Raw genomic sequence first — 14,280 nt, forward strand, 5'->3', positions numbered from 1 at the left:
ACGGGGATGTGAATGGCTCAAGAGATGTTAGCGTCAGCTGCGATTATAGCGCAAGAACTTAAGGTAAAAGTGTCGCAGGTTGAGACTGCTATTCGATTGCTGGATGAGGGAGCAACAGTACCTTTCATAGCTCGCTATAGAAAAGAAGCGACTGAAGGACTTGACGATGTGCAATTACGTTTTCTGGATGAACGGTTACTCTATTTGCGAGAGTTGGATGAACGACGTGCAGTAGTTCTTCAATCCATACGGGAGCAGGAAAAATTAACTCCTGAATTGGAGCAGAGCATTCTGGCCGCGGATACGAAAACACGTCTGGAAGATTTGTATTTGCCCTTCAGGCCTAAAAGACGTACCAAGGCTCAAATTGCTGTTGAGGCAGGATTAGAGCCCCTGGCTCTTGCATTATGGAAGGATCCCTCTCTTGATCCTGAAGAACAGGCCGTTCAATACATTAATGCTGAACTGGGTGTTGAAGATGCAAAAGCCGTACTTGACGGAGCCCGGCATATTTTGATGGAGCATTTTGCTGAAGACGCGGATTTGATAAATGAACTGCGTGAGTATTTGTGGCAACATGCAATTGTCAAATCCGTGGGTAGCTCCAAGAAAAAAGAAACAGTAAATAAATTTTCTGATTATTTTGATTATTCAGAAGCCATTAAGAAAATCCCCTCTCATCGCGCACTTGCTTTATTCCGAGGGAGACGTGAAAGTGTTTTACAGGTTAACCTCACTCTGCCTGAGCAGGATATGAATTATGGAGAAAACAGAGTCGCGGCACATTTCAATATTGCAGATCAACAGAGAAAAGCCGACAGCTGGTTATTTGAAACCGTGCGTATGACCTGGAAAATAAAATTATTTACCAAACTGGAATTGGAGTTATTGACTCGTTTACGTGAAATGGCTGATGAAGAAGCCATTAAGGTATTCTCCAGGAATTTACGTGATTTATTACTTGCTGCTCCTGCGGGTCCTCAAATTACTATCGGTCTGGATCCTGGAATCAGAACTGGAGTAAAAGTTGTGGTAGTTGATACCACAGGTAAGCTACTCGATTATTCTGTTATATTTCCGTTTGCTCCACAGAATGAATGGCATCAATCCATTGCTGATTTAGCGAAGTTAGCAGCGAAACATCGTGTCAATTTAATCAGTATTGGCAATGGTACCGGCTCAAGAGAAACGGAACGTCTGGTTGCTGATTTGATTAAAATGTACCCTGATTTGCAATTAACCAAAATCATTGTTAGCGAAGCAGGTGCTTCCGTATATTCTGCTTCCGAGATAGCAGCCCGTGAATTTCCTGATTTGGATGTTACTTTGCGAGGCGCCGTTTCAATAGCAAGACGAGTGCAGGATCCTTTGGCTGAATTAGTTAAAATTGAAGCCAAGTCTATAGGTGTTGGACAATATCAACATGATGTAAATCAGGCCAGGCTTGCTCGCTGTCTTGACGGTGTGGTTGAGGATTGTGTGAATGCAGTTGGCGTCGATGTCAATACCGCTTCAGCAGCTTTACTGGCACATGTTTCAGGACTTAATGAAACTTTAGCGAAAAATATAGTGCAGTATCGCGATGAGCATGGAGCCTTTGTGAATCGGGAGCAATTAAAAAATATTAACCGTATGGGTGAAAAAGCATTTCAACAGGCGGCAGGCTTCCTGCGCATTATGAATGGTGAAAATCCACTTGATGCATCCTGCGTGCATCCAGAGGCATATCCTCTGGTTGAGCGAATTATTGCTGATCAGAAACTCGATATTCCTCAAATCATTGGTAATAGAGAAGTTCTGCAAAGTGTTAATGCAGATAAGTACGTTGATGATACCTACGGCTTACCTACGATAAGAGATGTTTTGCGGGAGCTGGAAAAACCGGGGCGTGATCCGCGACCGGAATTTAAAACAGCGCAGTTTAAAGAGGGTGTTGAAGACATTAATCATCTGCATGAAGGAATGATTCTCGAGGGTGTGGTAAGTAATGTGACCAATTTTGGCGCCTTTGTGGATATTGGCGTGCATCAGGATGGATTGGTACATATTTCTGCAATGACCAATCGGTTTATCACTGATCCAAGGGCTGTGGTAAAAGCGGGTGATATCGTGACAGTTAAAGTTGTTGAGGTGGATAAAGAACGCAGACGTATCGGTTTAAGCATGAAATTAGGGGATGACAGTACCCCGGCTGCGACCAAAAAGACAGCCAAATCAGCGCCACCCAAAAAGCAACCTGAAATTAAAAAAGTGGAACATAAGAAAAAACCAGAACCTGCTAAAAAATCAGAGCCAGTGAAGAAAACAGTATTCAATACTGCAATGGCAGATGCTTTAGCTAAATTAAAGCGCGGTGGAGAATAATGACACGGTTACCTAAAGGTGAATTGACCATTCAGACACTGGCCATGCCCATGAGCACCAACGCTAATGGCGATATATTTGGCGGATGGATAGTGTCTCAAATGGACTTGGCTGCTGGTGTTTTGGCTAAAAAAATTGCTCAGGGACGAGTCGCAACAGTGGCCATTAACTCCATGTCCTTTTTGAAACCGGTTCATGTGGGGGATGTGGTCAGTTGTCATGTTGATCTGATAAAACAAGGTACTACTTCGATGACTATAGGTGTTGAAGTATGGGCACTGCCAGCAACCCAGATTGAGAGATATCAAGTGACTGAAGGTACTTTTGTTTTTGTTGCCATTGATGAACAGGGACAACCACGACAGGTGCCAAAGCACCTATGACGAATCATCCTGAACTTTTGCACCGTTTAATTGCGGAAATGGCCGTTTTAATTGAACGTAATGACGATCCTGATCCGCAGTTATATGCGCTGTTTTTTCAGCATCCGGAATATGCGCTGGAACTGATTAATATATTAAATAATCTGGATGAGGAACTGATTCATGATGGTCCTCCCATTTATTCTGCCTGCGTATTTGCATTGGATATCTGTGTAGCTCAATTGCAGGCAGCTATCGATGCAACGAATAAATCAACTTCTAAGTCATTAAATCTACTGATGAATCATCTGGCTGATGTGATTCAAGCTAAAAAACACAGCTTAAGCTTTTGGTTGCCGGTTTTAAACGCGTTCTATGAGGTGCATGTAGAACTGACCCAGAAACTAAAAGACGCCTATTTTGATTTAGCCAGTCAGGAAGATGACAATGTAGAAGAGGCTGATCAAGTGTCCCATTTGGATTCCATTCGGGATTTAATAACGGAATTATCAGACCTTTCAGTTTTTGATATCGCTGAAAATTTTTTCGCGCAAAGTTATGCGATGCCAGCAGATTTTTTTGCTGATTTAATTATCGATTTATACAGTATCGATGAAGGGCATGATATTGCTTTACTGACCTTATTGCATCCGAAAGCAGAAGTCCGTGAGATTGCGGTTGCGACCTTGGATCAGGTGATGGATAGAGTAATTTTAACCTCTATATCATTATCGCGGTTACAGGTTATAAAATATTGGTATCCAGAGAGTTACCACGCTGTTTTTGATCGATGGATTAAAATTCAACGTAAAAAAGGCGTTGTATTTGAAGCAGAACATGAACCGGTCTTGATGTCGATCAAGGCAACAGAAGTAGATGGAACCGGCTCTCAGGGAATGTTCATTCATATCCGCAAAAACAGAAAAAATCGGCTTTGTGGTTTATTATTAAAATTCGAGATGGGCTTAAAAGATGCCTGGATTACTCCGTTCATTCCAACCAAAGAAGTCACTGAATATTATAGGCAGGCGTTTGCTGAAAGTGTCACACTTCGAGAAGTAGACAGTTCCTATTTTCAACAAATGGTAGAGCATTTTCTAGCAATAACTGTTGAAAAAGGGGATATTCCTTATCTGCATTTTCTGGAAATTCAAGAGTTGTTAGGCATTCGTTTAAGGCCAACAAAATTGGATTTAGAGTATCTATTTGAACAGCTCAGTGTACAAATCACTCCATTCACTCAGGAGACAATACAGGAATCATTACAACGGTCTAAATCCTGGCTTAAAACCAAACAATTTACTGAGTCCTGGTATATAGAAAATCCGTTGATTGATAAAATAGTCAATCATAACAGCAGTTTTGTAGATGGAGTTAAAGTGTGTCGGTTAGCCGATGCGATGGATGCTGTGTTTATCGAAGAAATGGAGTTACATCGGGAAAAATGGCAATTTCATTTTCTCTGGATAGCTTTATGGGTAAAAGCCAAGGCCAGAAAGAATGAAAAAGTATGGCAGGATAGTTTTCTAATTGCTTATACCATACATGAGGGAACACCGCTCAAAGATATTCCCGTAATGAAAGAAATCTGTCATCAAACAGTAATCAATAGTGTCGAAACCATGCAAGAAAGAAGAACACATTTGAGCCAGGAATAATTAAGAGTGCTGCTGAATTGGTTTGGTTATGATTTCTATTTGTACAGGACTTTCGAACTAATTGGTTTATTACTGCATTTGTATGCAAACACTGAATAAATGTCCTTAGGAGTGGCTTTAGTTTGAGTAGGCAATTGCTCGCATCGGTCAAAGTATTTTTTTAAACATTCACTTCGGTCCTTCAAATCAATAAACAGTATTTCCTGAACTGTTCTATTTGCAATTTTTTGATTGATGTCGGCACTCCATATTGAATATTGGTTTTGTAATGAACCACAATCCAAAGTATAAATAATAGGCTTATTTTTAATAAAAAATAACATTCGTGCTTCAAACCACCCTGAAGAAAATACGTACTCAGGAACGTCTTTAAGTTGAGCATTAAATTGTTGAATCAGGTGATAATAGTACAGCTTTTTTGAAGGTATAAAATGATATAAATAACTGTTATTCATGATGATCAGTACGCTTGTCAGTGCGTAGCCAATGAGGAGAGTGCGAATTGATTTATGATAACGAAATTCTTGATAGCAATACCCCCCCAATAAAGCGCTGGTAATCAGATATGGGGTGAACCAGCTTCCTCTGATAATGGCTTTACTTGCTGTGAATAAATAAAAACAGAGAAAAGTCGCGCAGATAATTTGACATAGAGTGACAATAATTTCATTCTGTTCTTCAACAGAATTGATCGATTTAATCGGTACCTTATGAAACCAGCAGAGAAGTGATGGGAGTAGCATTAAATTTAATGCAGGCAGAATGGTATTAAAAAAAGAATAAATGACCTCTATTACAGGATAGTTTCCTTCTTTCAGTTGATGGATTGTCAATTGATATATAAAGGATTGCCATTCATGCTGATAGTTCCATATGATAACAGGACTAAAACAAATAACCGAAATCAGCAGAGCAAGATAAAAATGATAGGATTTGAATAAAACACGATACCTTGTTGAAATCAGAAAAATAATTAATGATACAATTAAAACGATTCCTGAATATTTTGACAACAGCATGAGGCCAATGCTGATACCAATAAAGTATAAAGTACGGTTTTCGTGATTTTTTAAATAATGAATTACAAAATAAAGGGTCAGCGCCCAAAATAAGGACAGTGGCGTATCATAGGTAGTTTGTTGTATCAGATCTGAAGTTACCAAAGGTGAAAACAACCATAATGACGTAGCGACAAAACTCGGTTTTTGTTCTAAAAATTGACGAGCCGTGTTATATATGACCCAGCTGGTGAGCGCAGTAACTGCAACGCCTACAAAGGTTAATGAAAATAGAGTATTACCAAATAATAAAGTCGATATCTTGATTAAGTAAGCAATCATGGGTGAACCGTCGTAATAGGATAAATCCAAATGACGGCTCCAATCCCAATAATAATAAGTATCAAATGACGACAGATTAAAAGGAGCAAGGATTAGCAAAAATATAAAATAGATAAAATAATAATGGCGCAAATTTAACACGAATCATCCCTAAGGCACTTTTTTGGCATTCATAGACTTTTTTCTTTACCGGTGCTTTGTGTTTTATTGTCACGTTACCAGAGTCTTTACCTTGCGCTCTATCAATATGCATGAAGTCTAAAGTTACATTGGGTTATGAGGGAATCCGTTCAGCCCAAATATGGCGTGTATAGGTAAAATAATTTAATAAAGAACCAAGCCCAATCCCTACCGCTAATAATATATTTTCTTGTAGTGTACCGCTACCAAAATAACTGACTCCAAGTTTAAGCCAATGACTTTGCAGATAGACCATGATGAATGAGTAAATGATAAAACCGGCAAGGCGTTTCATTTTAAATGACCATCCAACAAATGAGTTGCTCTTGAACGTAAATCGGTTGTTTAGAATAAAGTTGTTGATTATCGCTGTTAATACGGCAATTTGTGATGCGTTGTAAGGCGTCAAATAGTCCCGCAATACATTATATACAAAAAATTGAATGATCATGCCCATTGAGCCAACCAGGCACATATTTAAAAATCGTTTTAGCTCATAAAAGCGAAGAGTAAAAACAACTTTAAGCGAATCACCGATGCTGTTTTTAGGTAATTTACTAACCCCTTTTTCCCTGTCGATAAATTCAATAGGGTACTCGCAAATTTTCGCTTTATTTTTGTGCAACAACCAGAGGAGTTGCAATTTATAAGCGTACTGATTGGAGAGGAAGTTTTTGGGCAATACTTTTTGTAACATATGACGCCGGGTAGCACGAAAACCGCTCGTGAAGTCTTTATATCTGGGTGTAAGTACAGCTCGCGCAATGTAGTTACCAAAAATAGAAAACAGTTTTCGGTGAAGAGCCCAGTTTTTTGGAATGCTCCCTCCTTTAACATAGCGGCTACCCACTACACAATCACAATTTTTAAGCATTTCCAGCATGCCGAGTATGTATTTAGGCTGATGTGACAAATCAGCATCAAATTCAAATAGTATGTCAGCATTGAGTGTCGTCAGGGCATAATTCATCGCTTGCAAATAAGCAGAGCCTAATCCCGATTTTGCTGCCTCACTTTTTAAATGAAGTTTCGGATAAGTACTTTGTAAGGTTTTGATAATTTGCTGCGTGTTATCAGTAGAGGCACTATCAAAAATTAATACATGAATGTCATGGTTTTTAATTAAATTTACTGATTCAAACACCTGTTTTATTGTTTCTTCGATTACAGCTGCTTCATTATACGTTGGGATAATGATCACAACTTTTTCATTTGCTGACTGGCGATACACAGGTAAATTTGATGTGGCGAACTTATTTGAATCAAGAGTCAAATTTTTTATCTCGGATGTAATTAGCCATATTCCGGTGATATTATCAGTTGGGTTGTAAAAAATAAAGGGGAATCGATTTTATACAAACTGTAATATTTGTAAATTTGCATCCAATGGGCACTTTTCCATCATTGATTATCTAGTATAAGAGCCTAGAGTAGTTATGAAGCAGAACAGTATTCTTCCTTCAATGAAGGATGGTGATATTTGTATTTACTAAAACCGGAGACTCTAATGACGGTACCACACTCTAAATTTTGGGACTATTTTAATAATAAAGAGTTTGTCAGAGCGCAACGGGAGTTTGATGAACTGAGCAGTAATGAAAAGCAAAACATATTTAAAGACCTGTTTCAACAAAGCGCAGGTCATCGAATGCCATTTATGGTGTCTGTACTTAGAAGAGAATTAAAGGACAATACTTCATTTGATGAGTTTTATCAGTCATGGCTCCCCAGGGAAGACATGTGCACGAAAGTGACCATTGGAGAACAAGTGTTTCACCAGCATTTTCCAATACCCGTTCGTGTCGTTAATGCCATCAATATCAATAACTCAAAAGAAATCATTAGCATAGGAATAAGTTGGGTAACTAATAAAGACCAAGAGCAGACTTTGTTGAAACAAATAAAACAATCCAGTGAAGGTAAAGATAAAAATAATGAGCTTCGTCACGAACGTATTAAGGACGTTGCACAAGGCGAGTTAATTGGATTGTTTCGTGTTGAGACCGATGACTATTTAGGAACGCCATTTTAATATAAATAAAGATCGCTTTAATATGTGGTTAATGTCAGAATAGCTTTAAGAGATCGTTCTGTTTTGTAATTGCCCCGAAATGATATATTACAATGAAGTGATTGAAATATATGGATTTTTCTGATTTGATATCCTCAGCAATAAAAACCGACTGTATTTTTAATTAAATCAAGTATAAGTTGTTAAAGTAATGCGTCTTATAGAGTACTGATGTAAAAAATTAACCTTCAATTAAATATCTACAAAATACTGATCACGGCTGCCAATGATTGAAGTGTGGCCAAAAAACCGGGCTGGTGTTTCATTTAATTCCATTGACTTAGCATTATACTCAATTTTTTATAGTCTAAGTTATCTGGTTTTTTTCTCAATAAGAGCCAAGATGAGCTATCTATTACGGTCACATTTTAATATTTCAAAAGTTTAATTGTAATCGCCTGCTGATTTTGAGGGGTCAGAATCGTCTTGCACTGTTATTAGTACAGTTTTTTTAATCGGTAATGCGTTTGCAGGGATATCAACATGAAAGTAAGAAACTTGATTAATAAAATAGGTGTAGGGGCATGGGCAATGCTAACTGTGACTCTAGCCTACGCAGGAACGCAGCTATGGACCCTCACACCAATAACAGCAACCTCAATCACGGTTCCTGCAAATGGCACGGCCACAGTGGCATATCAAGTTACCAATCAATCCAAAAAGTCCCATACGTTGGTGATGAGGTCCATTCCAGGAATTACCCAGGTGACCACAGCGGGCAATTGCGCTAACCCCTTTGTTTTAGGATATCAAATATCATGCATTTTGAATTTAAGCATCAAGGGCAGCACATTAAATGGTAATGTGACCGGTGGTCCCATCGTATGCCATAAAGGCAATATTAATCAGTGCTATCAGCCAAGCGCGGTGAATAGCTTAAATATTACCAAAGGGCCGGCTGTTGATTATACTGTAGGGGGCTCTACTTTTGGTCTTCAAGGGACTTTGGTTTTAGTAAATAATGGAGGTGATGCACTGACCCTCAATGCGGACGGCACATTTACTTTTGCAAATGCGTTGCCACCTGGCAGTGTCTATTCGGTCACTGTGCTGAATCAACCTGCAACTCAGACGTGCACGGTAAGCAACGGCAATGGCACGATAATAAATTCTAATGTAACGAACATCACCGTGAATTGTTCCACTAATACTCGAACCGTAGGTGGTACCGTTTTGGGGCTAGCTGCTGCGGAGTCGGTTGTGTTACAAAACAATGGAGGTGATAATCTGACCATCACCAATAACGGTTCGTTTACCTTTTCTACACCAGTCGCTCAGGGTGCAAATTACAATGTGAGCGTGTTGTCTCAACCCAGTACCCAATTATGTACCGTAAACAATGGCAGTGGAACGGCTGGGACTACAAACATCACCACTGTGCAATTGACTTGCGCAAACGCCTATACTGTGGGTGGAACTGTAACGGGCTTATCCGGGACAGTGGTGTTGCAAAACAACCTGATGGATGATTTATCCATAAGCAGCAATGGGGCATTTACTTTTCCCATCCCGGTAGCCCAAGGCGCAACCTACAGCGTGACTGTGTTGACCCCGCCACTAGCACAAACGTGCACCTTGACCAATGAAAGCGGGACTATGGGGAGCGCCAATGTCACTAATGTAGGTGTTAGTTGTGTTACTAATACGACAACTCTCACCACGAGTATCAGCGATTTGGCCTTGAGCAGGACGGGATTGACTGAGTACGGGGTCACGGGGACCCCGTCGTCTGGTGTTGCCCGCGTTATTACGATAACCAACACAGGAGTTAACTCCGCGTTTAATCTAGTAGTAACACCACCGAGCTGGCCTTCAGGCACCTCCAGTACCACAGACTGTAGCAGCACACTGGCGTCTGGTAGTAACTGCACCATTACTGTCACGCCGGGCAATACTGCAACATCGGATGGCACCAATCCTTGTTCTAGCGGGACTGCACCTGTTCCAGGCGCGATTCAAGTCACTGCGGTCAATGCAACTACCGTATCCATAGATGTCGTGATTTTGGGCTATGGATGTATTTATCAGAGTGGTTATGTGTATGCTTTTGATGATACGACCCCAAATGCGGGAAGTATAGGGGGTAAAGTAGTCACAACGAGCGACCAGGACTCTAATGTAATTTGGAGTTCCAATGGAGGAGGTACTGGTTCTCTTGATGTGAGCTATGATACGATTCCTGGGGTTGATGATGCATCCAATACCTCAACAGGCTCCCCCTCATACGCAACATTTACTGCATTTTTTTCACATACTTATATCAATGCAAATCCTTTTAGCAGTGCCTCCTTTGCAATGTGCGATGGAGGATCAGATGGAGCTTGCAATACAGGTAACATTGAAACATTTTATCATCAATTCATTACAAACAATACGCTGGGAAATGGTGGCTTTGCTCCCTTTTTAGCCACAGGTGGTCCTACTCCCCTCTCTTTTTATGCTGCAGGAATATGCAAAAAAACGATTAGCACTTTGACTGATTGGTATTTACCTGCAACTTGCGAGATGGGATGGGGGAGCGGTGATTGCGGTTTAGGCACACCCGCGCTGCAAAACATGCAAAGCAGTCTTATGGAGTTTAATCACCTTGATTTGCTTTCAGGCAACTATTGGAGTTCTACCGAAGTCTCGTTCATTGCTGATCAAGGCGCATGGTATCAGTCCTATGCCCCTGGTCACAGCAATCAAAACTATGGTGATAAGAGTGAGCGTCATAGAGTACGTTGTTCTCGGGCTTTAACTTTTTAGTTCTTCACCTCTAATGTCAGGTTTTACGAGTATCTTATAACCTCATTATTGTCATTGATCCTCTCATTGGCCACAGCAAAAAAGGTGGCCAGAAGAGTGTAAGTTAAGTTGGCAAACGATCCGCTCACCTTTGAAAGAGTACTCGTCCACTGTTTATTTTTGATTGGATAACCAGAAGTTAAATAGTCCATCAATATCAGTTGAACATAGATAATTCATGGCTGAAGCCAACTGATTTTCAGGCCAATTCCACCATTCTATGGTCAAAAGTTGCTTTATTTGTTCTTCAGAAAAACGCTTTCGAATAGGCTTTGCCGGGTTTCCTGCAACTAGTGTATAAGGTTCAACATTTTTTGTTACAACCGAACGTGCTCCAATTAGAGCCCCATGTCCAATTTTGATGCCTGGCATAATCATTGCCTCTGCTCCGATCCAGACATCATGCCCAACTTCTGTGTCTCCAGCATTTTGAAAGCCATCAATGGCATTTTGAGCATACTCATCGTCTGTATAAAAGAAAGGAAAGGTACTTATCCATTCCATTCTATGACCTTGATTACCTGCCATTATAAATGAAACACCTGAGCCTATAGAGCAAAAACTACCGATGATTAGCTTGTCTACTCCCGTTTCATCGGACAATAAATAACGAGCACAATCATCAAAGGAATGACCATGATAATAGCCGGAATAGTAACTGTAGCGTCCAACGATGATATTGGGATTGGTAACCTGTTCTGATAAAGGTATTCCTTTAAAAGGACTTTCGAAATAATTATTATTTATCATGAGAGTGATCACTTATGTTTAATGCGTGCTGTTTTTTTTAGTTTCTCAATAACCCGGGAAATTACAGGTATTAAATTCAGATCATTGTATTCGGTTGAAATTGATCTCCTGAGTCGATAAATGATGAGGCGATATAATAATCGATAGTAATGAATTTGTAATTTGATTTATAAATAATCGATTGTTTAAAAAATTAAAAAAGTGGTTTTGTTGCTTTCAATTTGATAAGTCCATATACTCATTATCAAAAAATTAGCTAAAATAATATAGGGAAATATTGCATGCGAATGATTCTATCGTGTATTGGCCTTTCTACCGCTCTAATGCTAACAAACGCCCCATCTTCAATAGCAGCTAGTGCCGATACTAAAACTCAAAGCCTGGAGAGAAAAACCATTTATGGTTTATCGAATGCCAGGCATGTTAAAGCATCTTCTTCTGGCGAGTTTTACATTCAAGCGGGGACATTTAAGTCGCTTCGAAATGCAGATGATTATAAGAGCAAGTTAATCAATAAATATCATCAACCCGTATATATAAAAAAACAAGGAACGTATCATGTTGTCTACATCGGTCCTCTACATTCTGCGGCTGAAGTCAGAGCCCTCAATAAATCCGGTTCTAAGGTAATCACTGTAAAACAAGAGATCACCAAGCCTCAATTGCAACAAGATCGCAATCCACATCATTTACTTGTGGTAAGTGATAAGGACGCCGCAATATCCCCTGTTCAAGACCCTAACCATTTTGAAGTAATTGGTGCTCTTGGTGTTGCAAATTTAATGCTTGGCGATGGTTATATGGGTGTTACCAGTGATGAAACAGATCGTCTCGTGCAAACGAATTCAAACGACTGGGACACTTTTACCGGGCAATTAGGCCTTGGTTATGTTTACTACTTGCATGGCGCTCAGCGATACTCTGAAAACACACAATGGTTTCCATGGATTGAGCCTGAATTAAATGGCTATTATCTTGGTCGAAACAACATTAAAGGGGACGTTTGGCGTTTTGGCAGTCCTGCTTTTAATGACATGACTTATAATATGTCTGTAGAAAGTTATCGGTTAATGTTTGATACGGCGTTAACGGTTGTATCCAGGAGACAGTATTCTCTCTACGCTATTGGTGGTATTGGAGGCGCTTGGAATCGTGTTGGTTATAGTGACGCGGATCGCAGCAGTATTCCCTGTGCGGATCAATACCTAAATCTCAACACCAGAACTAATTCGAGTTTTTCATGGGAAGCCGGTGCTGGACTTTCTTATGCATTTAATAACCGTTTCGCTCTTTCTTTAGAATACCTGTATACCGATTTGGGTAAGGTTAAAACTCATGCCAGCGGATATACCGGAACCATCACCGTTCCTGTTATTGTTCCTGCCAATATGGAACTGACCTCTCAAGCGGCATTATTGGGATTACATGTAGCAATATAAACATACAGGAATAACAAGGAGATACACGATGTTAAAGAAAATTCAGCATGGATCGGTGATTTTAAGTTTACTTTTTCCTTTGGCAACACATGCACTATCCTGTAGCGGCCTTCTTGAGGATGATACAAATGGTTTTCTTGATGAAAACACCTATATGGCAATATGTGATGGGGCATTTATAAACCCACCCAGTTTTGGTCCTCTTTGTATCAATGCGACATCGATAGGTACTTATACACTTAGAAATAACGCGCCTGTGCCTTTCAGGATCAACTACATTCGCATCCAAAGTAATGATGCGCTGCCTGCTGCAGCATCAATTATTATTCCAGCCGTTACGAATAACTGCGGAAGCTCATTAGCTGCCGGAGCCACGTGCAACATTAGCGTACAACTGTTACCACTAGGGGCTGGTGTTTTTAACCGGGTTCTTCAGGTCGGAATTAATACTCGTCAGGTTCAGGTAGACGCGTCAGCCATCACAACAGTGGTAGGTAATTGTGCGATACCAGGCCCCATACCTCCTCCTCCTGGGTTTCAACCAACGATTCCAGCAACGCCTTCTTTTCTTTTCCAGAGCTCAATTCTTGGTGCTACGACTGTTACAAATACTGGGGGTACCCTGGTTAGTGGCGATCTGGATCTTACCCCAGGATCATCTGTCACTGGCTTTCCTCCAGGTACAATTGTTAATGGGACCTTGAATATTAATAATACAGCTGCGTCTAATACGAAAACAGCCGCTTCGAATTATTTTAATGCGCTCAACAGCTTGCCTTGTAGCGTCATATTCGGTGCCGCGACAGATATATCAGCTCTACTACAACCTATTAACTGTGTGAATACTCCCGTCCTTTGCTTCTCCTCATCTGCCCTTATGACTGGCCCAGTACAGATTTTCGGCCCGGCAGGTAGCTCATGCACATTCAGAATAGCGTCTACCTTGACAGTCTCTAACAATGCGACCATGACGACGGCTGGTGGTATATTTAATGACAATATCAATTGGGCTATTGGGAGCTCTGCAACACTGGGAACTAACAGTACTCTTTATGGCATCATTGACGCATATGCCAGCATTACCTTACAAACTAATGCTGTTTTAAAAGGAAGAGCTTGGGCATTGAACGGGGCGGTTACTCTCGATACGAATCAAGTAAATCCAGCTGCTCCGTAATTCAATTAATTTCATCTTGTTAAGAGGATCTGTTGATCAGATCCTCTTTGCTTTTAAACTATATATAGTTTTAATTTCTTCTATATTTCTGTTCTATAAATACGTTCATTACACATGGTGAGGATGTTCGAATGTGCTTTTGCAATGATCCT

At 40.2% G+C, this 14,280-nt stretch carries 10 protein-coding genes; 7 read left to right on the top strand and 3 right to left on the bottom strand.

Features of this window, described 5'->3' with window-relative positions; genetic code table 11:
• Positions 1–12 precede the first annotated feature (12 nt).
• Genes IZU94_RS17580 through IZU94_RS17590 form a run of 3 tightly spaced genes read left to right on the top strand, consistent with a single transcriptional unit; the run spans position 13 to position 4,384 of the window.
• The gene (locus tag IZU94_RS17580) at positions 13–2,364 is read left to right on the top strand and encodes a Tex family protein (RefSeq protein WP_203113751.1); all 2,352 of its coding nucleotides are present in this window, start codon (positions 13–15) and stop codon (positions 2,362–2,364) included.
• Complete coding sequence (locus IZU94_RS17585; protein WP_203113752.1) at positions 2,364–2,747, top strand: acyl-CoA thioesterase; 384 nt, start codon at positions 2,364–2,366, stop codon at positions 2,745–2,747. The genes IZU94_RS17580 and IZU94_RS17585 overlap by 1 nt, the downstream gene beginning before the upstream one ends.
• Positions 2,744–4,384, top strand: a complete 1,641-nt coding sequence (locus IZU94_RS17590; protein WP_203113753.1) for a Y4lR C-terminal helical domain-containing protein — start codon at positions 2,744–2,746, stop codon at positions 4,382–4,384. Before IZU94_RS17585 ends, IZU94_RS17590 begins: the two co-directional genes overlap by 4 nt.
• A gap of 35 nt (positions 4,385–4,419) precedes the next feature.
• Here IZU94_RS17590 and IZU94_RS17595 read toward each other — a convergent pair whose 3' ends face one another.
• Positions 4,420–5,865: a glycosyltransferase family 39 protein gene (locus IZU94_RS17595; protein WP_203113754.1), complete on the bottom strand. Its 1,446-nt coding sequence runs from the start codon at positions 5,863–5,865 to the stop codon at positions 4,420–4,422.
• A gap of 133 nt (positions 5,866–5,998) precedes the next feature.
• The gene (locus tag IZU94_RS17600; protein WP_203113842.1) at positions 5,999–7,135 is read right to left on the bottom strand and encodes a glycosyltransferase; all 1,137 of its coding nucleotides are present in this window, start codon (positions 7,133–7,135) and stop codon (positions 5,999–6,001) included.
• Positions 7,136–7,411: 276 nt separating this feature from the next.
• Here IZU94_RS17600 and IZU94_RS17605 point away from each other — a divergent pair, with 276 nt between their 5' ends.
• Together IZU94_RS17605 and IZU94_RS17610 are read left to right on the top strand one after the other, a co-directional pair.
• Complete coding sequence (locus tag IZU94_RS17605; protein ID WP_203113755.1) at positions 7,412–7,936, top strand: hypothetical protein; 525 nt, start codon at positions 7,412–7,414, stop codon at positions 7,934–7,936.
• A gap of 522 nt (positions 7,937–8,458) precedes the next feature.
• The gene (locus tag IZU94_RS17610) at positions 8,459–10,723 is read left to right on the top strand and encodes an Lcl C-terminal domain-containing protein (RefSeq protein WP_203113756.1); all 2,265 of its coding nucleotides are present in this window, start codon (positions 8,459–8,461) and stop codon (positions 10,721–10,723) included.
• Positions 10,724–10,876: 153 nt separating this feature from the next.
• Here the strand turns inward: IZU94_RS17610 and catB are convergent, their stop codons facing one another.
• Positions 10,877–11,512 (bottom strand): type B chloramphenicol O-acetyltransferase, encoded by a 636-nt coding sequence (gene catB / locus IZU94_RS17615; RefSeq protein WP_203113757.1) that lies wholly within the window; start codon positions 11,510–11,512, stop codon positions 10,877–10,879.
• A 281-nt stretch (positions 11,513–11,793) separates the two neighbouring features.
• Here catB and IZU94_RS17620 point away from each other — a divergent pair, with 281 nt between their 5' ends.
• Positions 11,794–12,951, top strand: coding sequence for an SPOR domain-containing protein (locus IZU94_RS17620; RefSeq protein ID WP_203113758.1), 1,158 nt, complete (start codon positions 11,794–11,796; stop codon positions 12,949–12,951).
• Positions 12,952–12,979: 28 nt separating this feature from the next.
• Positions 12,980–14,128 carry an ice-binding family protein gene (locus IZU94_RS17625; protein ID WP_203113759.1) on the top strand — a complete coding sequence of 383 codons (1,149 nt, stop codon included), beginning with the start codon at positions 12,980–12,982 and terminating at the stop codon, positions 14,126–14,128.
• Positions 14,129–14,280: the final 152 nt, after the last annotated feature.

The organism is Legionella bononiensis, assembly GCF_016786215.1.
GTDB lineage: Bacteria > Pseudomonadota > Gammaproteobacteria > Legionellales > Legionellaceae > Legionella > Legionella bononiensis.

What these genes read in the sequence shown, in the direction of transcription:
- IZU94_RS17580 (WP_203113751.1), top strand. Translation starts at nt 13, where the DNA reads ATGGCTCAAGAGATGTTAGCGTCAGCTGCGATTATAGCGCAAGAACTT.
- IZU94_RS17585 (WP_203113752.1), top strand. Translation starts at nt 2,364, where the DNA reads ATGACACGGTTACCTAAAGGTGAATTGACCATTCAGACACTGGCCATG.
- IZU94_RS17590 (WP_203113753.1), top strand. Translation starts at nt 2,744, where the DNA reads ATGACGAATCATCCTGAACTTTTGCACCGTTTAATTGCGGAAATGGCC.
- IZU94_RS17605 (WP_203113755.1), top strand. Translation starts at nt 7,412, where the DNA reads ATGACGGTACCACACTCTAAATTTTGGGACTATTTTAATAATAAAGAG.
- IZU94_RS17610 (WP_203113756.1), top strand. Translation starts at nt 8,459, where the DNA reads ATGAAAGTAAGAAACTTGATTAATAAAATAGGTGTAGGGGCATGGGCA.
- catB (WP_203113757.1), bottom strand. Translation starts at nt 11,512, where the DNA reads ATGATAAATAATAATTATTTCGAAAGTCCTTTTAAAGGAATACCTTTA.
- IZU94_RS17620 (WP_203113758.1), top strand. Translation starts at nt 11,794, where the DNA reads ATGCGAATGATTCTATCGTGTATTGGCCTTTCTACCGCTCTAATGCTA.
- IZU94_RS17625 (WP_203113759.1), top strand. Translation starts at nt 12,980, where the DNA reads ATGTTAAAGAAAATTCAGCATGGATCGGTGATTTTAAGTTTACTTTTT.